The sequence below is a fragment of the Shewanella waksmanii genome (genome assembly GCF_043643685.1).
Lineage (GTDB): Bacteria > Pseudomonadota > Gammaproteobacteria > Enterobacterales > Shewanellaceae > Shewanella > Shewanella waksmanii_A.
This window is the reverse complement of sequence record NZ_JBHZSN010000005.1, coordinates 272,120-294,279: the sequence shown is the minus strand read 5'-3', so window position 1 is coordinate 294,279 and position 22,160 is coordinate 272,120. Positions and strand designations below refer to the sequence as shown.

Genomic DNA, 22,160 nt, shown 5'->3' with positions numbered 1-22,160 from the left:
TAAGATCAGGAGTGCTCATGCGGCAAATAGTTAAAATTGCCTCGATAATCAGTGTGGCGTTATGGATGACTGCTTGTGGGCAGCAGGAACAGCAAGGGCAAGGTCAAGCTCAAGGGCCACAAAGCGTAGAGGTTGGTGTTATCACCGTTAAAGCGCAATCACAAGCCATTGAAATAGAGCTTCCTGGTCGTAGTAAGGCATATTTAGAGGCGGAAGTGCGCCCCCAAGCAACCGGTATTATTACTGCTCGAAGCTTTGTTGAAGGTGGCGTGGTAGAAGAAGGTCAATCGCTGTATAAAATTGACTCAGCTACCTATGAAGCTGCGCTGAAAAGTGCCGAAGCTGATTTAGCTCGTGCAGAAGCGTCACTTGTATCAGCTAAAGCAAAAGCATTGCGATTTAAAGAGTTGATTAAAACCGATGCTATCAGTCAACAGGACTTTGATGAAGCTGATGCTTTGTATAAAGAAGCACAAGCAAATGTGGTTGTGGCCAAGGCGGCTATTCACACCGCTAAAATCAATTTAGTGTATACCGATGTCAATGCACCTATTTCTGGTCGTATTGGCAAGTCTTCGGTGACTGCTGGTGCCCTAGTGACTGCGAATCAGGCTGACATTCTAGCCAAAATCCAACAACTTGATCCGATCAATATTGATATTGCTCAGTCGAGCGCTCAGTTACTACGTCTTAAATCCAAACTGAAACAAGGTTCACTTCAAGCCGCTGAAAATGCTGATGTGTCTTTGATTTTGGAAGATGGAACTCAGTATGACCATATTGGTTCGCTGCAATTTTCTGAAGTGAGTGTGGATGAAAATACCGGTTCAGTCACATTACGTGCTGAATTCCCTAATCCTGATGGCGTGTTGTTACCCGGTATGTACGTGCGTGCCATGTTAAATGCTGGTACCGATCCGCAGGCTATTATGGTTCCGCAGCGTGCGATCACTCGCAACACCAAAGGTCAGGCAGTGGCAATGCTAGTAAACGCTGACAACAAAGTGGAGTCGCGTATCATCACGACTGCTGAAGTGATTGATAACCAATGGCGCGTTGTTGACGGTCTAGCTCAAGGTGACAAGCTGATTGTTGAAGGGTTACAAAAAATTCGTCCTGGCGCTCCAGTATCGGCTAAAGAAGTTGATATGACTAAGTCAGAAACTGCGCAACAGAAATAGGGTTAAGTTATGGCACGTTTTTTCATCGATCGCCCTATTTTTGCTTGGGTGATCGCAATTTTGGTGATGTTAGCCGGTGTGCTATCTATCTCCAAGCTACCGGTTTCACAGTATCCGAGTATTGCACCACCATCGGTGGTCATTCAGGCTGTGTACCCCGGTGCATCAGCAAAAACCATGGAAGATACGGTTACTCAGGTTATTGAGCAACGTATGACGGGGTTAGACCACCTTAGGTATATCTCCTCAACCAGTGATAGCTTTGGTAATGCCCAGATCACGCTGACGTTTAATGCCGAAGCCGATCCTGATATTGCCCAAGTTCAGGTTCAGAACAAGCTGCAATTAGCGATGCCATTGCTGCCACAAGAAGTACAGGCGCAAGGGGTTAACGTTTCTAAATCCGGTGCTGGTTTCTTGATGGTACTGGGTTTCGTTTCCCAAGATGGCTCGTTGGAAAAGAATGATATTTCTGACTATGTTGGCTCGAATATTCAAGAGCCCTTAAGCCGTGTTGCAGGTGTAGGTTCTATTCAGCTATTTGGTGCTCAATATGCGATGCGTATATGGGTTGACCCGATGAAGCTGACTCAATATAACCTTACAACTCAGGATATTATTGCTTCAATTCGTGAGCAAAACGCTCAAGTATCTGCAGGTCAATTAGGTGGTGCACCGTCGGTTGCTGGCCAACAGCTTAATGCGACTGTATCGGCACAAAGCCGTTTAACCACAGCGGAAGAGTTCCAAAAAATCATCATTAAATCCGATCCTTCAGGTGCTAAAGTCTTCTTAGAAGATGTTGCACGTGTGGAACTCGGTGCTGAAAACTATGATGTGGAATCCTACTACAACGGTTTGCCAGCAGCGGGTATTGGTATTCAGCTAGCAACAGGTGCTAACGCGCTAGCGACTGCCGAACTTGTACGTGAGAAAATTGAAGAGTTAAAACCTTTCTTCCCAGAAGGGATGGAAGTGGTTTATCCCTACGACACCACTCCCTTTGTTGAGAACTCGATTGAAGGCGTTGTCCATACCTTACTAGAAGCAGTGGTACTGGTATTCTTAATCATGTTCTTGTTCCTACAGAACTTCCGTGCAACCTTGATTCCGACGATTGCGATTCCTGTGGTGCTATTGGGTACATTCGCCGTGCTATCGGCGCTTGGCTTCTCCATTAACACACTAACCATGTTCGCGATGGTACTGGCCATCGGTCTACTGGTTGATGACGCGATTGTTGTGGTAGAGAACGTTGAGCGGGTAATGCAAGAAGAGGGTCTGAGTCCGATTGAGGCAACTAAGCAATCAATGGATCAGATCACAGGAGCATTGGTCGGTATTGGTTTAACGCTGTCAGCGGTATTTGTTCCTATGGCATTTATGTCAGGATCAACCGGGGTCATTTATCGTCAGTTCTCAGTGACTATTGTAACTGCGATGGCACTATCTGTGATGGTTGCGATTATCCTGACCCCTGCATTGTGTGCGACAATGCTTAAACCGATTAAGAAGGGCGCTAGTCATGCCAAGACAGGCTTCTTCGGATGGTTTAACCGTAGCTTTGACAACTTAACCTCGCGTTATGAAGCCAATGTTGCCAAGATGATTAAGCGCACTGGCCGAGTGATGATGGTTTACCTTGCGATTTCGGTTGCTGTTGGTTGGGTATTTATGCGCATGCCAACTGCTTTCTTACCCGATGAAGACCAAGGTATCTTGTTTACTCAGGCTATTTTGCCAGTGAACTCTACCCAAGAAAGCACCAAAGAGGTGATGGAAAAAGTGACTGACTTTTACCTAAACCAAGAGGGTGACAACGTTAAATCAGTGTTTAGTGTATCTGGTTTTAGTTTCGCGGGTAGTGGTCAAAACATGGGTATTGCGTTTGTCGGTCTTAAAGATTGGTCAGAGCGTAAGGGAGCTGGACAAGATGTGCATTCAGTTGCAGGACGTGCAATGGGCATGTTTATGCAAATGAAAGAAGCCTTTGTATTTGCGTTTGTTCCGCCAGCAGTTATCGAACTTGGTACAGCCAACGGTTTTGATTTGTATCTGCAAGACCGTAGTGGTCAGGGGCATGAGAAGCTGATTGAAGCCAGAAACATGCTACTGGGTATGGCGTCACAAAACCCGAATTTGGTGGGTGTTCGTCCTAATGGCCAAGAAGATGCGCCTATGTATCAGATCCATGTTGATCACGCTAAATTACGTGCGTTAAGTGTCGATATTGATGCTGTAAACAGTGTAATTGGTACAGCTTGGGGTGGCAGTTACGTCAATGACTTCATTGACCGTGGTCGTGTGAAGAAAGTCTATGTTCAGGGTGAGGCGCAATATCGTATGCAGCCTGAAGACTTAGACACTTGGTACGTACGTAATGCACACGGAGAGATGGTCGCATTCTCGGCGTTCGCCACTGGTTCTTGGGAGTTTGGTTCGCCTCGTCTAGAGCGTTTCAATGGTCTACCCGCAGTGAATATTCAAGGTGGTACGGTACAAGGTTACAGTACTGGTGCGGCAATGGCTGATATTGAAGCCATGGTGAAGCAGCTTCCACCAGGATTTGGTATTGAATGGAACGGTCTATCCTATGAAGAACGTTTATCAGGCAACCAAGCCCCGTTACTGTATGCCTTGTCCATTATTGTGGTGTTCCTAGTACTTGCTGCGTTATATGAAAGCTGGTCAGTACCGTTCGCGGTAATCTTGGTAGTGCCACTAGGTATTATTGGTTCATTGATCGCGATGAATGCGCGTGGCTTGCCCAACGATGTATTCTTCCAAGTAAGCTTGCTGGCAACGGTGGGTCTAGCCACCAAGAACGCCATCTTGATTGTAGAATTTGCTAAAGAGTACTACGAAAAAGGGGCAACCTTAGTCGATGCGACGCTACATGCTGTTCGAGTACGTTTACGTCCGATTATCATGACCTCGCTGGCATTTGGTCTAGGTGTTGTACCTTTGGCCATCAGTACAGGTGTAGGTTCTGGTAGCCAGAACGCGATTGGTACCGGTGTACTTGGCGGTATGATGAGTTCTACCTTCTTAGGTATTTTCTTCATCCCAATCTTCTTTGTGGTGGTAGAGCGCTTGTTTAGTAAGCGTGAACGCGAAGCGGCTAAAGCAGCCAAACAAGCGTCCAAACAGTAAGTTGTTTGATTCAAAGAAAAAGCCCAGCTAAGCTGGGCTTTTTTATGGCCACAATTTGATAGCTGTATCGAGTGAATACTTGGCAGGCTTTCATTGGTGCTTAGCCACAAGGATACTGCCTAAATTGCGATCAATCAGTGTTCGTTCTGTCGTTAGCCTGCTGCTATTTAGCACAGCGATTATCGCGGTGTTAATCGTTGTCGCCCATCTTGCCCATGCTGCGTTTACCTTTGAAATCTTCGTTTATCTATTTACGTTTATGCTGTTGCCGCTATTCATGCTGGGGATGTTAGCAACCGGGCGAAGGCTAGGGTTGTGGATGAGCCTATTTTGGTCGTTACTATTGTGTGTTCGCGGCATAGGGCAAAATGCGTTCTGGGTGTTAGGTGCACCGATTTCTCTAGGAATTCCAGTAGGCGACTTCTCCCTTGGTGGAGGTTGGTTAGTCGATCCACTGTTTATCATGCTGGCATTGCTCAGTTGCTGGGGCTTATACCGCAACGGAAATTTGAACCGAAAGACGAGCTCATATAGTAAGAGAGCCGATTGAGGCAATAAAAAAGGCACCTGTTGAGATGCCTTTTGTCGGATATTTATCTTACACGGGACTATGGTGTGTAGTAGGTTGCTGCACCAGGGCCGACAGGGAAGCCGAGCACAAATACCCATAGGAAGAAGAAGCAAGTCCAGCCAATAAAGAATACGATAGAATATGGCAGCATTGTCGCGACCAATGTACCGATGCCTAAGTTCTTCTTATATTGAGATGCCACTGCGAGAATAAGGCCAAAATAACTCATCATTGGTGTGATTAAGTTAGTGACCGAATCACCGATTCGATAGGCCGCCTGAATGGTTTCAGGTGCGTAGCCAACTAGCATCAACATAGGTACAAAGATGGGGGCCGTTACCGCCCACTGTGCCGAGGCACTACCTAGCATCAAGTTAATGAAGCCACACATCATAATAAACAGCACAAAGACTAATGGCCCAGTTAATCCAATCGCATTAAGTGCATCGGCACCAGTTACCGCTAAGATGGCGCCTAGGTTGGTCCATTTGAAGAATGCGACAAACTGAGAGGCAAAGAATACTAATACAATGTACATGCCCATGGTGCTCATGCTGTGAGACATGGCGTCAATGACATCTTTGTCTTTCTTCATCGTGCCCACCACTTTACCGTAAACTAGGCCTGGAATAGCGAAGCAGATAAAGATAAACGCAACAATGCCCTTTAGGAATGGTGAGCCAGCAACTAAGCCAGTATCTGGATTACGTAACGGTGCACCTTCTGGAATGATGGTTAATGCGAGTATGCCACCTAGCACCAAAATCGACAGACCAGCGGCTTTTAGTCCGCGTCGCTCAACGTCGGTGACACCATCCATTTTTTGCTCATCAAGGTTGATAGAGGCTTCAGAGGTGTCGTACTTACCCAGCTTAGGTTCTACGATTTTTTCGGTAACCAGTGCACCTAAAATAGTGATTAGGAAGGTGGAAACAAACATGAAGTACCAGTTAACTTCTGGGCCGACAAGATAGTCAGGGTCTATCATCTGCGCAGCTGCTTCTGTAATACCAGACAGCAAAGGATCAACCGTACCTAGCAATAAGTTAGCGCTATAGCCACCTGAAACCCCAGCAAATGCCGCAGCTAAACCAGCCAGTGGGTGTCTACCCAATGAATGGAAGATCATTGCCGCCATTGGAATCAGTACCACGTAGCCAAGTTCTGAAGCGGTGTTTGACACAATACCCGCAAATACAATGGTGAGTGTCACAAGTCGTTTTGAAGCGCCCATTACTAACGTGCGCATAGCTGCAGACAATAACCCTGAACGCTCAGCAATACCAACACCCAGAAGTGCTACAAGCACGGTACCTAGGGGAGTAAAGCCAGTGAAGTTGGTGACCAAGTTTGACACGATCATTCGTAAGCCTTCGGCATTCATCAGGCTAACGACGTGGATCATACCGTCAGGGCTGCGGCCAGAAGCGCCTTCTGGACGAGGGTCTATCACGGTTAATTCAAAATAGCCTGCGATACCACTGATAGCGATGACAGCTAAACAGAACATGGCAAACAGGGTGATGGGATGTGGTAACAGGTTACCCAATCGTTCTACAACATTAAGAAAACGTACAAACGCACCGCTTTGGGCGATTTGTTCAGGTTTGGTGTTTGGCGGCGAGCCGCTGTCACACTTGTTTACACTCATACCATATCCTTCAAATTTTGTGGGTATCTTATGTACCCTAATATCGTTTTTTTAGGTGAGAATACTCGGTAATTTCGAGTAGACCGGCCATAGTGGCGCAGAAGCTTTAATTGAAACTTAAATTTCAGGCAACTTTGCTGCTATTACAGGCAGTGGGAGCATTATAAAGGACAAAAAAAAAGGATCCACAGTGGGATCCAAAAGGATGTTTGGGATTGAACTTTTTCACCTAGCGCCATGTTGGGAGTCATCATGGTGGTCTCGCTTGGTTGAGTTCATATTATGTGAGATTGCCTGTACCTAAGCTGAATGAAAATCCTTGTTTTCATTTACAAAAGTTAATGTTCGGCGGCAGTTTTATTCAGGTAAAAAAAAGGAACCACATAGGGTTCCGAACGGAGATTAAGAATTGCATTTTGACCTAGCGCCATGTCGGGGTTTCGTATGGTGTCTCGCCGGGTTGAATTCATCATACGACTGATAGTCTGAATCTAAGCTGAATCAAACAGCGCATTTTTTAAGATTAAATTAATAAAGTCATTGCGGTGTTTTACAGGCAAAAAAAATGGAACCGCAATGGGTTCCGAAAGGGTATTTGGGATTGAACACTTCACCTTGCGCCATGTTGGGAATCTTCATGGTGGTCTCGCTTGGTTGAGTTAATCATAGCTAAACAACCCTGTATCCAAGCTGAATGAAAATTGCTATTTTGACTTTAAAATCAAAAGTATATTGTGTTTGTCTTGCGACAAAAAAAAAGGAACCCACATGGGTTCCGAAGGGATATCTTGGATTGAACTTTTACCTAGCGCCATGGTGGGATTAATCATGGTGGTCTCGCTTGGTAATAGGGATATTACTCTAGGGTATCTGTACCAAAGCTGAACAAAAATCGTGCAAGGCCACTCCGGTAAGGGAGGCTGGGGTTAGAGGAGGATTTGGCGCAAAAAAAAGCCTCTTAATCAATAAGAGGCTAAACGGGAATATTCACAAGCTTCCTTAAAAAGGATGCCGCAATTATAGCCAATGCATACTTAACGCTAGCTGAAATCAAACTTGAATTAGGCCGAACTATTGATTAGTGCGATCAAGATCTCGTTATTGCGGGTTTATATCCTAATTAGCAGGGTAAATAGGTTTGATTTTGCCTAATTGTTTGTCGCTCTGGCCAAATAATACCGCCAGTAAATTTTAAATTTTTTATTTAAAATTAATTGGTTATGTTTAAAACAGCTTAATAGGGATTAAGAATATTTTACCTTTTACCTACTTGAGAGGGATTTCCTTCGCTAGCTGACAAATTACTATGATAACTTGAACATAAGTTGCGCAAGTTAATGCCTTATAGTGAAAAAGGCGTAATAAGTAACCAGCTATCTCAATAGGTTATTTTTTATAAATTACTGGAATTATTGAACAAAATAGGGGATGTTTAAGGGTTATAGCGAATGTCGTATGCCGTTAAAACAATAATAAGGACATAAGAATGGAAGGGTTACTATTAGCTTTGGCATTGGTCGCCATCGTGGCTTACCTTTGGTATGTCAGCTTGATTAAAAAACGTAATACCGCAAGAGAGGCATTATCAGGTATTGACGTGCAATTAAAAAAGCGCGCTAACCTTGTGCCTAATATTCTGAAAATATCACAAAAATTCATGGATCATGAGCAGGCATTATTAACTGAGATCACCGCGTTACGTACTCAAGTCGCCAGTGGTTATGACCTGCAAGATACTCAAGCCATCAGCGAACATTTAGCCGCGGCTGAGCAGCTAAATCAAAAAATGAGCCAGCTTATGGTGAATGTTGAAAACTACCCCGAACTTAAATCAGATGCGACCATGTTGCAGGCGATGCAAACCTATAATGAGGTTGAAGCACATATTTCTGCTGCACGACGTTTTTATAATGCAGCCATTACCGAATTAAACAATGCGGTTGAGATTTTTCCAGGTTCCATTATCGCTGCGATGGCGAGTGTTAAAGTGATGCCGTTTTATCAAGCAGATGAAGCCGCTAAACAAAGTATCGATGCCAGCGATTATTTAAAGTGATTGCTTGGTCCCAGCAAGGGTGTAAGTGCTGATGAATGCAGTTAGCTTCCTATTGGGAGCCAAAATCAAGCCAATGCGGCAGACGGGAAAACTCAGCGGGCAAGAGCAAGAGGTAGCATCACTTCAAGAATACTATCAACAGCATTTAGCTCCCCATTGTCGTCAATTTGAAAATCGTCGTGTTGCGTGTCTAAAGTCGTTACGGCAACGAATCTACAGCAGTATTATCATTTACGCTATTTTGGCTTTAGGGGTTACGCTGCTGGCCAGTCGTCAACCCAGTGATTGGCTGTTTTTCATCTATGTCGGTCTTATTGTACCGTTTGTTTTTTGGTGCGCGCGGCCCATTAGTCGTTACCAAAGTGATGTCAAAACGATTATTTTCCCAAAAATCTTTCGCTATTTCGGCAATGATTTTATTTATAGTCAAACCCATACTATGAGCCTGTCGACATTGAAGCGCTCGAAACTCCTGCCCAGTTATCATGACGCTAACTTTGATGATTATGTTCAAGGAACCCATAAGGGCGTAGGTATTGCAATTAATGAGCTGCACTTAACCATCAATGTAAAAAGAGATAAGCGTACTGAAAAGCAAACCGTATTTAATGGTGTGATGGTGCAACTCGATTGCCATAAGGCATTTAAAGGCCATACGGTGGTAGTCAGAAGCCGTGGCAGTTTTGTTAATTTCCTCTCCTCCTCATTTAAACGTTTGTCTCGGGTTAAGCTTGAAGATCCTAAATTTGAGAAGCAGTTTGATGTGTTTTCTTCAGATCAAATTGAAGCCCGTTATTTGCTAACGGTAACCTTCATGGAGCGTTTGCTTGCGCTAGCGGGGTGCTTTAGTGGCAAGATCCAATGTGCGTTCTATGAAGACAAACTACTTATCATGTTGGCGTGCAACAAAAACCGTTTTGAGCTTGGCTCGATCTTTAAAGGGGCAACTTTTGAGTATGAGTTTAGCCAGATAAACCGCGAAATGCGCCAGCTGTTTGCTATGATTGAAGTACTTAAGCTAGATGAATATACGGGACTTTAGTGGCGAAGGTTTGGCTGATATCAATATTAGTGTGGCTTGTTTGGGGCTTGGGGTTGCAGGCTCTAGGAGGGGAAAAGCCACACTATAAAGCGAAATATTCTGAGCATGGCATATTGAACAGTGCCAGTGCTACGCCTGTTGATGAAACCAACCAAGTCAAAGTCTACCAATACACCCAAGCCAATGGTGTGGTGATGTTTGCTGATCACGCACCTAGTCAATCGACCTATCGGGTACTGTTATATGATTGTTTTGCTTGTGACGTTAACTCAACGCTTGATTGGCAACATATGCCCCTTAAAGGCCATGATTACACTGAGCTGATTTTGGCCGCGGCTAAAGACTATGATCTTGACCCCGCGCTTATCCAAGCCGTGATTCATGCCGAGTCGGCGTTTAATGTATACGCCTTATCACGTGCAGGTGCCATGGGCTTAATGCAATTGATGCCAGAAACCGCCAAAGAGCTGGGAGTGGAAAACGCATTTCACCCACAACAGAATATTGATGGTGGTAGCCGCTATCTGGCTAAAATGCTCAAACGCTTTGACGGTGATATTGCATTAGCATGCGCTGCTTATAATGCCGGCCCAAGTACAGTAAGCCATTATCAAGGCATTCCACCTTACCCAGAAACCCAAGCTTATGTGCAACGGGTACAGATTCTATTAGCCCGCTATCGCACTGAAAGTTAGCCTGGACAGCGAGTTAACAGAGCCCGCGGTGTTGGCTTACGATTAACATCATGCCAAACCAAAGGGATCACCACTGTGCTGAGTATTACCGTAGATAGTGGTAGTGCTAACCAAACACCATTTAGTCCTAAATACTGTGGAAGAAAATATAAAAAAGGCAGTTGGATCAGCATATTGGATATTGATATCGCCAGTGCTTTCGCCCCTTGGTTAACCGCCATAAAATACATGGTTGCTAACACAATGAAGCCATCGAGAAGCATCGCACTGAGGTGTAGACGAATCCCTGTGGTTGCAGAAGCAATTAAGATTTGATCTTGGCTATTAAACAACGAAATCATTAACTCTGGAATGCAGTTCAGTAGCAGCATCCAGGCTAGGCCTAGGCCAAGGACTATTTTACTAGCAAGCGCCATCAGCTGTTTGATTTTATGTTGCTTATCAGCGCCATGGTAATAACTTGCAGGCGGTTGTACCCCTTCGCCAATACCCTCAGCGATTAAGTAATACAGCACCATAAGATAGCCAACAATGGAAAATGCACCAACGGTAATCGTCCCACCGAACTCCATAAATAATCGGTTGTGAATAGCGAAAACAAAGCTGGTGTAGAGGTACATGACTAGGCTAGATGAGCCCAGTAGATTGATCTTCTTAATCAAGCTCCAAGAAAATGGTGCGTTGCTGCCAGACATTACCGAGGTGGGTCGGCGTAAGAAATACATCAGTCCCAAGACACAGATACTGGTTTGTGCCAATACGGTCGCCATAGCGGCGCCTGATAGCCCGAGATCCAGTACACCAATAAATAGATAATCGAGCACAATATTGAGGCTGGCACCGATCATCATAAACAGCGTAGCGAGCTTAGGTTGTTCATCATTGCGAATCAAAATTGGCATAGCGGCGGCTAAAATAGTGATAGGTGCGCCCCAGATAAACGGCCTAACGTAGTCTTGTGCCATGGCTAAGGTTGCAGCGTCTGCGCCCTGTAGCATCAGTAGTTTACTGGCCGACAGTTGCAAAAATAGTGCGCCAAGTAAGCCCATCACAATAATGATAGTAAACGCATGCCAGAGAATTTGGTTAACCTGCTCAGTAGATGCTTTTGCACCGCGAGCTATCGAAATTAGGGCGCCAGAGCCCATACCGACCATTAGCCCCAGTCCTGCAACAACATAGATAATTGGCCAAGCCATACCGATGGCGGCTAAGCCGGTTGAGCCTATGTAATGGCCGATGAAAATACCGTCGGCGATCTGATAGACACCGTTAACCAACATTGCCGCGATTGAGGGAATGGCATAACGCCAAAACACTCGTCTTACGCTGTGTTGATCCATTGTCGATTGATCTTGTGCCGAAGGTGCTGCTGTACTCATGATTTACTCTAGCCAATGTTTGAGCGCATAGGTTACTCTCTCAATAGGGCAGAGAAAAAGTTAGTTACTATCCGAATTTCGGATAATAGGAGCACAGCATGAATTGGTCCATTGCGCAGTTGGAGGCTTTCGTTACCACAGTGACAGAAGGCTCTTTTTCTGCCGCAGCCCGTAAGCTGGGTAAAGCGCAATCTCGCGTAAGTACCGCAGTGGCAAATTTAGAGATAGATTTAGGGATCCATTTATTTGACCGAACAGGTAAAGCACCGATATTGACCGCTGACGGTCGAGAAATGTTTGCCGAAGCACAGGCGGTATTAGCGCAATGTCAACGCCTGCAATCGCGGGCCTTAACCGTAAGCAGTGGTGAAGAAGTGGCGTTAAACGTGGTGATTGATGAAGCGGTGCCAATCAATGCCTTTGAGCAAATCTTCGCACGTTTAGCGACCCAGTTTCCGCTATTAAGACTGTCGATTTTTAATGGTAGCCAAGATGACATTGCTCAGTGGGTTGATGACGGCCGTGCGGATGTCGGTATTCTGTTTCACGTAAAGCAGCTTGCTGACACCTTGGAGTTTATGTCTATTGGTCAGTTTAGGCAGCATCTTGTGGTGGCACGAAACCACCCGCTAGCCTCGGTGGACGCCCCCACGATTAAACAGTTAAACCAATATCGACAATTAGTGATTCGTGATCGCGTCGGCGATAGCCAGCCAAAGGCGTTATCGGCTAATCATTGGTACATCGACAGCTATTATTATATGACCGCATTGGTCATTCATGGTGTGGGTTGGGCGTTAGTGCCAGAGCATGTTGCAACATCGCCTTGGTATGCTGATGATCTTATTTGCTTGTCGACCGATTATATTCCCGATCCGTTATTGGTTGAAATTGGGGTGGTAAACCGTCGAGATCAGGCTTTTGGGCCGGTGATGAATTGGCTATATGACGAAATAGAACAGCTGGCCAAACAGCAACGATTACAGGCATAGATTGAAAATCGTGCTAAGTTAACAACACGGTAGCAATAAGAGGGCTCGCAAGTGGAGGCTGGATTAAAGCAACGTATCGTTGAATTAGAACTGTATTTACTCAAAGCTGAAGTGCGCGCGTCGGTGTCGGAATTGTCTCAGCTAATACATGATGAGTTTATTGAAATAGGCGCATCAGGGCAGCGATTTGGCAAGCAGGTGGTATTGAGCCGTTTACCGCAAGAAAGTTGTCCGCAATTCCACGCCAGTGATTTTGAGCTGCGCATGCTGGCCGAAGGGGTCGCACAATTGCTTTATCGCGCCAAAATGCAAAAAAGCGGTGAGTTCATGATTCGTTATTCTCATCGTTGTTCGATTTGGAAACTCAATGGCGGCCACTGGCAAATGGCCTATCATCAGGGCACAGAGTGTGAAGCATTTGAATAAAAGGTGTCACGGCGTGGTGACACCTTGCTTCGCATAGTCTCTGCTACTCGCCGACTTCCCATTCAACGCGGATATGGCCATCACCTTTGTTTAAAATAGGATGCAGATAATTTAGGGTTTCTGTTGCGATTTCATCCAGTTGCCATGGTGGGTTGATCACCCATAGGCCAGCAGCTGTCATGCCATATTCTGGGCTATCAGCACGAATCGCTTGCTCAATTCTTAGTTGTTTTTTGATGCCACTTTGCTTGAGTAAATCAAACATCGCCTCGGTTTGTGCCCTATCGACCACTGGATACCAAATCATATAAATGCCAGTTGCGAAGCGCTTATGCGCTTTGATGACCGTTTTAGCAACCTCAAGGTAATCTGATTTTATCTCATAACTTGGGTCAATCAGAATCACGCCTCGGCGTTCGATGGGCGGTACTGCAGCTATCAAGCCTTTCAACCCATCGGTTTTTAGCACCTTTATTTGTCTGTCTCCAGCAAATTGCTCTGCAAGGGTAAGGTGGTCGCTGCTGTGCAATTCATGTAACACCATACGATCTTTGTCGCGCAGGTTCATATCGACAAAGGCGGGCGAGCCAGGATACAAATCAAGATCGTTACTATCTTGATTAAAGTGTTTGATATCATCAACGTACTGCTGCAATGCTGGAGGCAAGTCACTGCGTTGCCACAGCTTAGCAACACCTTCTAAATACTCCCCTGTTTTTTGAGCAAATGCATCGCTCAGTGCATATCCGCCTGCACCGGCGTGGGTGTCGATATAAGCCAGCGGCTTATTTTTCTTATGTAATAGCTGCAGGGTTTGCAGCAACATGCTGTGCTTGAGTACATCAGCATAATTGCCAGCGTGATAGCCGTGACGGTAACTTAACATGGAGCGGTGTCATTTTAGGGAGTCGATAGGCTCAGTATATCTGATTAGCCGATCATAGTTTTAGGTTTTTGCGCATCATCCATACTAGACTGTCATTCAATACGGGGATTTGCCAAACCGCTGAACCGTCATCCTGATAAATACGATAAAAAGTGATCTCATTTTCAGTCAACCGTTGTTTGCGTAGCTTTAAATAGATGATTTGAGCGGTTTTAGACAGCTTCTTAGGAGACGCGAGATCAGAGGACTCAATGGTGACGCTAAAACGTTCAACCTTACGTTGTTGCCATTTTTCTGTGGTGCGCTGGAATTGCCCCTTAAATACATAGCGGGTTGGGTCTGAATAGCAATCTTCATCGGTGATACAGGCGGCAAAGTAGAATATGCCACTGTGGGCGGTCAAATCCACCAGTGAAATTCTCAGATCCCCTCGAACCAAACGGGCATTGTGTTGAGAAAAATACAGGTCGCCATGATATAGCTGCTCGATAAGCTCGCCTTGATAGTTATCTAATTCAGGTAATACGAGGTTGTTATAGGTTTTCTGCTCCATGCGAATTTTGGTGGCAAAAAAGTCAGAGAGTCGCAGTTCACCGGGCTGCTGGGGCAAGCCGGTGATATTAATCAATTTGTCTGAGTGACATTGTGTCTGTCGGTAGTCGGGGCAGATGGCGATGCTATCGGTTTGCGACCTAAGCTGGGCAAACCCCATAAAATAATCAAATGGCGGCTGCCAGTGAGGCTCATCAACAATTTGCTGGTGCAGACGGGTGTTGACCTGATGGTTATCTAGCCCTGCACTATTGCTGGGTGTTAGCAAGTTAATGTCGCCACCAGTATTACTGATAGTTGTTACTAGGCTATGCTCTTGGTATGGGAAGTCGCTTTGATGCGAGTAGGTGAAATACCACAGCACACTCCCCATGATTAACAACACCAACAGTAGCCATTGTACATTTGTTCCCGTCTTGTACTTTGGGCGCGATTTGGTGCGAGGTAAATGCAACACATATCCGTGTCTGGGAATGGTTTTAAGGGTGATATCTGGATAGTTGCAAAGCTTCTTTCGCAGCACGCTAATACACTGTTGAATCGACGAATCCGAGACTATGCGTCCAGGCCAGCCTGTTGCTAACATTTGCTCTTTAGTCACCACTTGCTCATGTTGCTCGATGAGCAGTGCCAAAACGGCTGTTTCGGCAAAACTTAACTCAATAGCGGTATCGGCCACAGCATCGTAAAGTTGCTGTTGCGTAGTATCGAGGGATAAGTGTGGGGTAAGTTGCAAAGGTTTTCTCTATCTTACTTGCTGTCAACACCAGTATATGCTCAGTGACGACTAGGGAAAAATCTTAACAATTGATTTTTGATCAGCGTCTTTATTTACTCATAAATTGCCACCTAGAATGCAGTCTAGGTGGCAATACTGATGGCAGGGTTAGTCTAAGTTATGTACCTCTTTTAGGTTCATCACCGAGTGGCAAACACCACATGATTCAACCTGAAGCTCATGGGCTGCAACACCAAAACGGCCGCCGTTTTGCTCCATATGGGCACGAACAGCTTTGTTGATGACCATATTACCGTTAGCGTCTTCATGTTTAGCATGGCAAGCATAACAGGTTGCAGAGACTGGCGAGGTGTATGCGTTAACAGAGATATCCGTGGCAGGATGCGCACGTGAATCCGGATCGTAATCAAGATCTAGTGCCAATGGGCGACCCACTGCTGTGAGGCGGTCAACCCCAAAAGTATCACCCTCGTGGCAGCGATAGCAGTTGGCTTTATCAGCAGGGTACTCAATGTTACGTACACCATTTTCACGGTCTTGGGTTGCGCGTTGGTTGGTATGCAAAGAGTGCATCCATACTTTGTGGTCAGGGTGGCTGACAGTGAGCTGCTCAACATAATCCCAGTCACTAGGTTTAGTGTGCATCTCACGAATAGCCTGAGTTGGCGGCGTATTCGGGTTATGACACGCTAGGCAAGGGTCAACAATATCAGCGGTAGAGCTTAAGAAGCCTGGCTTACCTTTAGCGACCATCGCTCGTTCTTTGAATGGGCGAACATGTTCTCCTAGTTCGTCGTGATCATGACCTGAGAAACACGTGGTGTTAGCCAGTTCGTGGTTGATTTCAGTATCACGGCTATGGCAGTTGCGGCAACCTAACTCAGAGTTATCATTAAACTCATCGTAACCATGGCAAGATCCACAGGTTTTGTTGCTTACAATCACTGGACGCTTGGCTTCAGGAGCGGTAGTGAGGCCATCTTTATTGAAGAACCAACGCTTGTTTGCTTCGGCATTTTTAGTGTGGCCAGCTTGATCACAGCTAACGAGGTTCTGGCCAGCATCGAAACAGTAAATCAGGCGATTGGTAATAAATCCTGCGTCGTCAATTAAGTCACCAGAAATTGCGTCTTGAGTGACAATTGGCCCCATCAAGTAGGTAAAGACATTATCTTCTGATTTGTACAATGGTGTGCGCGCCCGTTCACCTGGTGGTGTGATGCCATCGCTACCATCTTGGGTGATGTCTTTTTTGTTACTCTTGACAAAAATGCTGTATCCACGGCTGGTGGTGAAATCAACAGAGGTACCCCAGTTTGTGTAGAGTTGCAGGTTTTTAATCCAATCTGCATTGGCAGGGTTACCATCGGGTACGCTAATACGTTGCCCTTGGCGGTCAAGCAGCGCGAAGCTGATTTCAGCAAAGTATTGATTGTTTTTCTCAACCAATTTGGCTTGTTCAAGCTGTATGTTGACGATATTGCGCTCATCACCTTCAACGGCTTTTTCAGAAGCGCTCATGTGCACGTCGTAGGTGTTGTCAGGCGCGTGACAAGTTAAGCAGTTACTGTTGTCAGGCTGAGTACTGTGATCATAAACAGGGTTGCTGCTCATATCATGACAACTTGAACAAGTCTCACGTGTTGGAACTTGATGCCAGTTGGTGGCTTGCTTGTGCTGCTCATTCACTTCTTTACTGTGACAAGTTGTACATTGTCCCAGTGCTTGAGGGATCACACCGATATGGGCTTGGTGAGCAAGGACTGGCCAAATGGCGTCTGGGTTGTCCATGTTGTTGCTTGTGTGGCAGCTGGCGCAGTTTTCTAGATGGGCTCCACCGTGCTTGATGCTGGCGATATCGTCATGGCAGCTCAAACAGGTATCGGCGTTGATAATACTGCGATTATTGCTGACTTCCATACCATCAACCATAAAGTCACTAATGACTTCGGTGGCAGGGATATTGTCGGTTTCCAAAGCGGTAAATAGCACGCGTTGAGTTAGGCTATCGTCGAAACTAATGCCGCCATTAACCAGAGGTTGGGCTAGCGTGTAGCGATAACTCCCGTCCATATTGTCAACTAATTCACCCGGGCAACCTTTGCTAGGCGAACAGGTTTCACCAACGAGTTTTTGCCATTGTGAACGCTCGCCCTCCAGCTCTGGGAGTAGTTGGGCGCTATTGATTTTAAATGCATTAATTTTGATGACCGGAATGGCCAATTCATTTTCTGCACGAAAATCGATGGTCAGCACATTATCGGTAATACTGGTTTGATCAATTGTTAATGTCAGCACTTTTGCAGAAGTACTGACTTGGCCACCTGGCTCACCAGGTTGACCATCTTTACCGTCTTCGCCATCAGAACATGCGGTCATCCCTGCCAACAGTACTGACAACAAAGCCACGTGGCTTAGTTTTTGTTTAAATGGTAGTTGTTTCATCATCTCACTCTCTATTTATCATGCCTATCTACGTCAGGCTGATAGCAAGGTTGCCTGATTTAGTGCCGTGCCTTTGTGAACACAAACCGGTTTAGCTGTTATTTCTAATTTCTTCGGCGCTTTTGACCGGGATTGGGGATTTTTGAGATTTTTTGAGAGACTTTTTTGAGGAGTTTTTATAATTTTTCATCGCTTATATTCAATGAATGGTATTATGGCGAAGCCGCTTTTTAACTGAGTTATGTTGTGACTAAGATTTGTTTTAACCGTCAATATCCATCCCTAGAATCCATCGCACAACGTTGGGGGCTTGTTCATGACAGTCAGGCGCCGTTTGAATTAATTTTTGAGCACAGTCAGTTAATTCTTAACAAGCGAGATGAGCCCAAGTTAAAAGGCATTAGTGTTGATTTCGTCAGTGGCGCTGTCGCCCATAGACGTAAGTTTGGCGGTGGCCGTGGGCAAGCGATTGCCAAAGCCGTTGGCTTAAAACAAGGCGTGACACCAAGCGTAGTTGATGGCACAGCGGGTCTTGGTCGAGATGCATTTGTATTGGCATCATTAGGTTGCAAGGTGACCTTGGTGGAGCGTAACCCTGTGGTTGCCGCACTGCTGGAAGATGGTTTGCGCCGTGCCTACGAAGATAGTGAAATAGGTAGTTGGATGCGTCAGCGGATGCAATTGTTTCATGGTTCGAGTTTACAGGCGCTGGCACAAGCTGGTGAACAGTCAGGTGGAGAGGTCGATGTGGTCTATTTAGATCCCATGTATCCCCATAGAGAGAAATCAGCGCAGATTAAAAAAGAGATGCGTGTATTTCAAACCTTAGTTGGTGCCGACACTGATGCCGACGGTTTGTTGGCACCAGCAATGGCCCTTGCCACGAAACGGGTGGTGGTAAAACGCCCTGATTATGCCGATGATCTCGCCGGTGTTAAGCCAAGCACCGTGATTGCCACTAAAAAAAATCGCTTTGATGTTTATGTTAAAGCGGCAATGAAAAGCTAAGTTTTGTTATTAGCGCGTCGTTGTTTGCTGTCTTATCTTGGCGTAGTAAGCATAATCTTTGTTGTCCATGGTGGGCTTTTTTGGGCTACTGCCAAATCGTTTGATAGCGGTAGTGATGGCCAAATTTTGGCATTGGTCTGTTTATGGTGTGCGATGTCTGTTTATGCAGTAAAAAGACTGCATAAAACGAAACATAGCTCAGCGCTGCTTTGGTTTAGACGAGTCAGCCTCGCGTTGGCATATCTTGTTGCGGTCATTCCATTTGGGTTACTCAGTGCCGGGACGGTACTGTTTTTTGCGTTGCAAGGAGCAGATTTTAGATAGCTGAGGTGCTATTTGCGCATTGCACGCAGATAGCACCAGTATCGGTTAACCGTTGTAGCCACTGATTAGGTAAGTGGCTGAGGGATCAACATAGACACGGTCGCCCATGGCTTGTCTGCCGAGTAACATCAAGTAACTCATATCTTTACGATTACTCAATGTTAATTCAATCGGCCATTTCTGGTCGCCCAATTGAATCGTGGTTTGAATTACACAGCGCTGCTCTACTTCACCGTTAGACGACTTAATACGCCTAGAGTCATGTAGCTGAGCTTGGCAGCGAACCGTTTGCTCAAGGTTGTACACGTCTGGGTGCAGATCAAACTCGACAAAGGGCTTACCGTTAACTTTCAACTGACGTAGATTATCTACGTGCAACGCTGAGGTCTTTGCACCGGTATCGACTCTAACATGGAGATCGTGAATCCCTAGGTCAGGTAGATGACAGGTTTCTAAGTTGCCAATGATCATTCTGTTCATGGTACTTCTCTATGTTATTTCTCTGTGTTCTAGCATTAATTACAGTAACGGCATTGCCGCACTTATCGGTTGTACCTGTTCCTGCATGGTTTCAATATGCTCGGCGACTTCATCGTCGGCTTCACCGAAATAAGCAATATGGAACATAGCATCACCTTCTTGCACCAAAGGGATGTTTTGTTTGCCGATAATAATGCCCGCTCGATGAGAGATAACCTGGGCAATAACCGCGCCCAAGGGGCTATTAATTTCAGACAATACCGTGCCTTTTTCCACTTGTTGGCCCAGTTCGACAAAATCACGCACAAAACCACTGGCATTGGCGCGAGTCCAATTGCTCCGGTTGGTCACAAAAGGCTCTATTTTACGTTTGCTTCTGCGTTTGCGTATCATGCCAAGGGCAGACAATACATTCAGCACACCTTTAATGCCGGTTTGAATAGAAAGCTCATCAAATCGCAGTGCTTCACCCGCCTCATACAGTAATATTCTAGCGCCATGGTTAACCGCTGACTCACGTAAAGAACCATCGCGCAGGTTAGCATTTAATAACACCGGCACACCAAATGCCTCGGCCAGCATCAAGGTTTCATCATCTTTTAAGTTGGCGCGAATTTGCGGCAAGTTAGAACGATGAATTGCCCCTGTGTGCAGGTCGATACCATAGTCGCAGTGTTTAACGATCTCATTTAAGAAAATATGCGCTAAACGACCTGCGGGTGTGCCTTTGGCACTGCCAGGAAAGCAGCGGTTCAGATCGCGTCTGTCTGGCATATAGCGACTCTGGTTGAGCACGCCATACACGTTAACCATAGGCACAACTATCAATGTGCCGCGGGTTAACTTTAATTGCTGGGCAATCAAGCGTCGGGTGATCTCAATACCATTGAGCTCATCACCGTGCACAGCCGCACTGATAAACACAGTAGGGCCGGGTTTTTTCGACCGGATCACATGCACTGGAATCGAGATTTCGGTGTCGGTGTAGAGCTTAGATACAGGTAACTGTAGCTGTTTTTGCTCACCCGGTGCGATGTCGATTCCACCGATTGTTAACGTTTGTGCCATTAACCTTTACCTCGGGTTTTGTTGGCATTGGGCCTAGCGCGTTTCTCAATAAACTGAAAAATTAAATCTGCTACATCCTTATTGGTCGCAACTTCAATGCCTTCAAGTCCTGGTGAGGAGTTAACTTCCATCACCACCGGGCCATGATTAGACTGCAAAATGTCTACGCCACACAGGTTTAATCCCATTGCTTTTGCAGCATTGACTGCCGTTGCTCGCTCTTCTTTGGTTAGGCGTACCAATTGAGCACTGCCGCCACGGTGAAGGTTAGAGCGAAACTCGCCTTCAGCTGCTTGGCGTTTCATCGCTGCGACGACTTTGTCGCCGACAACAAAGCAACGAATATCGGCACCGCCAGCTTCTTCGATAAACTCTTGCACCAAAATATTCGCTTTTAGCCCCATAAACGCTTCAATAACACTTTCTGCCGCTTTGGTGGTTTCAGCTAATACGACACCAATGCCCTGTGTCCCTTCTAATAGCTTGATGACCAATGGCGCGCCACCGACATTCTTGATTAAATCTTGAATCTTGTCTGGGCGACTCGCGAAGCCAGTTCTGGGTAGCCCAATGCCTTTACGAGACAGCAATTGCAAAGAGCGTAATTTATCCCGTGAGCGGCTAATCGCAACAGACTCATTGACACAAAAGGTGCCCATCATTTCAAACTGACGCACCACAGCGGTACCATAGAAAGTAATGGAAGAGCCGATGCGTGGAATCACAGCGTCATATTTAGGTAACACTTTACCCATATAGCGTACGGTTGGGTTGCTACTGGTGATGTCCATATAACAATGCAAGGTATCAATAATATCTACTTGGTGACCGCGAGCTTCACCGGCCTCTTTTAGGCGGCGAGTGGAGTAGAGATTTTCGCTTCTTGAAAGAATCGCTATGCGCATTGAATCTGGCCTTTTAATGTCAATAAGTTGTTTAAGTTAATGTAGCTAATATTCACTGTTTTGCTTGGTTTGCGGCTGCTTGTTTAAGTTACGTTCACCAGACAACGAGAAGAATCGTTTTGGCGTGGTAATTAAACTTAAATACTTCATCCAGGTAATTTCGATCAGTGTGTTGGCGACTTCGATACCTTGTACTACGTTGATAAAGTGCTGCTCTTCTTCGTTTTCGGCCAGTAGCATGCCAGCCGCTAGGGCTTGCATGTTTAAGCCGTACAAGGTGAGTAATTCAGCTTGTACACGCGTGAACTCCCCACAACGATTGAATCCTCTTGGGAAATTCGCATCGTCATAAAAGTGACTGGCACTGAGTCTAAACTTTTGATTGCTCACTTGGCTCATCCTTATGATTAAAAAAGAGTTTTATAAGTTTTGAACTTGATAAAATTTAACCCGTTTTAGGGGGTAGCTCGTGGGGCGAAAGGTAGAGCTATTGGGGATAAAAAGAAAACGAAAAATTTCTATCGTCACAACAAAATTTGTTTGTGATTAAGGTTCAGTTGATCGCTAAGATTTGGCGTGAATTTATACCGTATCAAGGTGGTCG

The 22,160-nt window shown here is 45.6% G+C and carries 19 protein-coding genes; 10 read left to right on the top strand and 9 right to left on the bottom strand.

The annotated features are described in order from the left end of the window. Nucleotides 1-17: 17 nt before the first annotated feature. The 3 genes from ACHUFW_RS10060 (at nucleotide 18) to ACHUFW_RS10050 (ending at nucleotide 4,884) form a co-directional block, all read left to right on the top strand. Complete coding sequence (locus tag ACHUFW_RS10060) at nucleotides 18-1,181, top strand: efflux RND transporter periplasmic adaptor subunit (RefSeq protein WP_394202696.1); 1,164 nt, start codon at nucleotides 18-20, stop codon at nucleotides 1,179-1,181. A gap of 9 nt (nucleotides 1,182-1,190) precedes the next feature. Next, entirely contained in the window at nucleotides 1,191-4,334 is a 3,144-nt protein-coding gene (locus ACHUFW_RS10055) for an efflux RND transporter permease subunit (protein WP_394202694.1), read from the top strand. Between the two features lie 124 nt (nucleotides 4,335-4,458). Next, a complete protein-coding gene (locus tag ACHUFW_RS10050; RefSeq protein WP_394202692.1) occupies nucleotides 4,459-4,884 on the top strand; it encodes a hypothetical protein in 426 nt (141 codons plus the stop codon). 58 nt (nucleotides 4,885-4,942) lie between these two features. Here the strand turns inward: ACHUFW_RS10050 and ACHUFW_RS10045 are convergent, their stop codons facing one another. Continuing rightward, entirely contained in the window at nucleotides 4,943-6,556 is a 1,614-nt protein-coding gene (locus ACHUFW_RS10045) for an AbgT family transporter (RefSeq protein ID WP_394202691.1), read from the bottom strand. Nucleotides 6,557-8,042: 1,486 nt separating this feature from the next. On the opposite strand from ACHUFW_RS10045, the gene ACHUFW_RS10040 reads away from it, so the two are divergent. From ACHUFW_RS10040 to ACHUFW_RS10030, 3 genes are read left to right on the top strand one after another with little or no spacing between them, the layout of a single operon-like run. Then, on the top strand, nucleotides 8,043-8,612 hold the full coding sequence (locus ACHUFW_RS10040; RefSeq protein WP_394202689.1) for a LemA family protein: 570 nt from the start codon (nucleotides 8,043-8,045) through the stop codon (nucleotides 8,610-8,612). A gap of 31 nt (nucleotides 8,613-8,643) precedes the next feature. Next, nucleotides 8,644-9,654 (top strand): DUF3137 domain-containing protein, encoded by a 1,011-nt coding sequence (locus tag ACHUFW_RS10035; protein WP_394202688.1) that lies wholly within the window; start codon nucleotides 8,644-8,646, stop codon nucleotides 9,652-9,654. Beyond that, complete coding sequence (locus ACHUFW_RS10030) at nucleotides 9,654-10,349, top strand: lytic transglycosylase domain-containing protein (protein WP_394202687.1); 696 nt, start codon at nucleotides 9,654-9,656, stop codon at nucleotides 10,347-10,349. Before ACHUFW_RS10035 ends, ACHUFW_RS10030 begins: the two co-directional genes overlap by 1 nt. On the opposite strand, the gene ACHUFW_RS10025 is transcribed toward ACHUFW_RS10030, so the two are convergent. Continuing rightward, the gene (locus ACHUFW_RS10025; RefSeq protein WP_394202686.1) at nucleotides 10,346-11,731 is read right to left on the bottom strand and encodes an MATE family efflux transporter; all 1,386 of its coding nucleotides are present in this window, start codon (nucleotides 11,729-11,731) and stop codon (nucleotides 10,346-10,348) included. The genes ACHUFW_RS10030 and ACHUFW_RS10025 overlap by 4 nt on opposite strands. 98 nt (nucleotides 11,732-11,829) lie before the next feature. Here ACHUFW_RS10025 and ACHUFW_RS10020 point away from each other — a divergent pair, with 98 nt between their 5' ends. Further along, nucleotides 11,830-12,723 carry a LysR family transcriptional regulator gene (locus ACHUFW_RS10020; protein ID WP_394202684.1) on the top strand — a complete coding sequence of 298 codons (894 nt, stop codon included), beginning with the start codon at nucleotides 11,830-11,832 and terminating at the stop codon, nucleotides 12,721-12,723. 51 nt (nucleotides 12,724-12,774) lie between these two features. Continuing rightward, nucleotides 12,775-13,149, top strand: coding sequence for a nuclear transport factor 2 family protein (locus ACHUFW_RS10015; protein WP_394202683.1), 375 nt, complete (start codon nucleotides 12,775-12,777; stop codon nucleotides 13,147-13,149). Nucleotides 13,150-13,192: 43 nt separating this feature from the next. On the opposite strand, the gene ACHUFW_RS10010 is transcribed toward ACHUFW_RS10015, so the two are convergent. From ACHUFW_RS10010 to ACHUFW_RS10000, 3 genes are all read right to left on the bottom strand, one after another. Beyond that, nucleotides 13,193-14,035 carry a 23S rRNA (adenine(2030)-N(6))-methyltransferase RlmJ gene (locus ACHUFW_RS10010; RefSeq protein ID WP_394202681.1) on the bottom strand — a complete coding sequence of 281 codons (843 nt, stop codon included), beginning with the start codon at nucleotides 14,033-14,035 and terminating at the stop codon, nucleotides 13,193-13,195. A 52-nt stretch (nucleotides 14,036-14,087) separates the two neighbouring features. Further along, nucleotides 14,088-15,323: a winged helix-turn-helix domain-containing protein gene (locus ACHUFW_RS10005; protein ID WP_394202679.1), complete on the bottom strand. Its 1,236-nt coding sequence runs from the start codon at nucleotides 15,321-15,323 to the stop codon at nucleotides 14,088-14,090. 150 nt (nucleotides 15,324-15,473) lie between these two features. Continuing rightward, the gene (locus tag ACHUFW_RS10000; RefSeq protein ID WP_394202677.1) at nucleotides 15,474-17,774 is read right to left on the bottom strand and encodes a multiheme c-type cytochrome; all 2,301 of its coding nucleotides are present in this window, start codon (nucleotides 17,772-17,774) and stop codon (nucleotides 15,474-15,476) included. A gap of 243 nt (nucleotides 17,775-18,017) precedes the next feature. Between ACHUFW_RS10000 and ACHUFW_RS09995 the strand changes: the two genes are divergently transcribed. Both ACHUFW_RS09995 and ACHUFW_RS09990 read left to right on the top strand, forming a co-directional pair. Next, nucleotides 18,018-18,779 (top strand): class I SAM-dependent methyltransferase, encoded by a 762-nt coding sequence (locus tag ACHUFW_RS09995; RefSeq protein WP_394202675.1) that lies wholly within the window; start codon nucleotides 18,018-18,020, stop codon nucleotides 18,777-18,779. 153 nt (nucleotides 18,780-18,932) lie between these two features. After that, entirely contained in the window at nucleotides 18,933-19,103 is a 171-nt protein-coding gene (locus tag ACHUFW_RS09990; protein ID WP_394202674.1) for a hypothetical protein, read from the top strand. Between the two features lie 45 nt (nucleotides 19,104-19,148). On the opposite strand, the gene ACHUFW_RS09985 is transcribed toward ACHUFW_RS09990, so the two are convergent. The 4 genes from ACHUFW_RS09985 to ACHUFW_RS09970 are packed head-to-tail and all read right to left on the bottom strand — an operon-like array spanning nucleotide 19,149 to nucleotide 21,946. Then, the gene (locus ACHUFW_RS09985) at nucleotides 19,149-19,583 is read right to left on the bottom strand and encodes an ATP-dependent zinc protease family protein (protein WP_394202672.1); all 435 of its coding nucleotides are present in this window, start codon (nucleotides 19,581-19,583) and stop codon (nucleotides 19,149-19,151) included. 39 nt (nucleotides 19,584-19,622) lie between these two features. Continuing rightward, nucleotides 19,623-20,651 (bottom strand): succinylglutamate desuccinylase/aspartoacylase family protein, encoded by a 1,029-nt coding sequence (locus ACHUFW_RS09980; RefSeq protein ID WP_394202670.1) that lies wholly within the window; start codon nucleotides 20,649-20,651, stop codon nucleotides 19,623-19,625. Further along, nucleotides 20,651-21,556, bottom strand: a complete 906-nt coding sequence (gene rimK, locus ACHUFW_RS09975) for a 30S ribosomal protein S6--L-glutamate ligase (protein ID WP_394202668.1) — start codon at nucleotides 21,554-21,556, stop codon at nucleotides 20,651-20,653. Before rimK ends, ACHUFW_RS09980 begins: the two co-directional genes overlap by 1 nt. 45 nt (nucleotides 21,557-21,601) lie before the next feature. Next, on the bottom strand, nucleotides 21,602-21,946 hold the full coding sequence (locus tag ACHUFW_RS09970; RefSeq protein ID WP_394202666.1) for a MaoP family protein: 345 nt from the start codon (nucleotides 21,944-21,946) through the stop codon (nucleotides 21,602-21,604). Nucleotides 21,947-22,160 lie beyond the last annotated feature (214 nt).

What these genes read in the sequence shown, in the direction of transcription:
- ACHUFW_RS10060 (WP_394202696.1), top strand. Translation starts at nt 18, where the DNA reads ATGCGGCAAATAGTTAAAATTGCCTCGATAATCAGTGTGGCGTTATGG.
- ACHUFW_RS10055 (WP_394202694.1), top strand. Translation starts at nt 1,191, where the DNA reads ATGGCACGTTTTTTCATCGATCGCCCTATTTTTGCTTGGGTGATCGCA.
- ACHUFW_RS10045 (WP_394202691.1), bottom strand. Translation starts at nt 6,556, where the DNA reads ATGAGTGTAAACAAGTGTGACAGCGGCTCGCCGCCAAACACCAAACCT.
- ACHUFW_RS10040 (WP_394202689.1), top strand. Translation starts at nt 8,043, where the DNA reads ATGGAAGGGTTACTATTAGCTTTGGCATTGGTCGCCATCGTGGCTTAC.
- ACHUFW_RS10035 (WP_394202688.1), top strand. Translation starts at nt 8,644, where the DNA reads ATGAATGCAGTTAGCTTCCTATTGGGAGCCAAAATCAAGCCAATGCGG.
- ACHUFW_RS10025 (WP_394202686.1), bottom strand. Translation starts at nt 11,731, where the DNA reads ATGAGTACAGCAGCACCTTCGGCACAAGATCAATCGACAATGGATCAA.
- ACHUFW_RS10020 (WP_394202684.1), top strand. Translation starts at nt 11,830, where the DNA reads ATGAATTGGTCCATTGCGCAGTTGGAGGCTTTCGTTACCACAGTGACA.
- ACHUFW_RS10010 (WP_394202681.1), bottom strand. Translation starts at nt 14,035, where the DNA reads ATGTTAAGTTACCGTCACGGCTATCACGCTGGCAATTATGCTGATGTA.
- ACHUFW_RS10000 (WP_394202677.1), bottom strand. Translation starts at nt 17,774, where the DNA reads ATGATGAAACAACTACCATTTAAACAAAAACTAAGCCACGTGGCTTTG.
- ACHUFW_RS09990 (WP_394202674.1), top strand. Translation starts at nt 18,933, where the DNA reads ATGTCTGTTTATGCAGTAAAAAGACTGCATAAAACGAAACATAGCTCA.
- ACHUFW_RS09985 (WP_394202672.1), bottom strand. Translation starts at nt 19,583, where the DNA reads ATGAACAGAATGATCATTGGCAACTTAGAAACCTGTCATCTACCTGAC.
- ACHUFW_RS09980 (WP_394202670.1), bottom strand. Translation starts at nt 20,651, where the DNA reads ATGGCACAAACGTTAACAATCGGTGGAATCGACATCGCACCGGGTGAG.
- rimK (WP_394202668.1), bottom strand. Translation starts at nt 21,556, where the DNA reads ATGCGCATAGCGATTCTTTCAAGAAGCGAAAATCTCTACTCCACTCGC.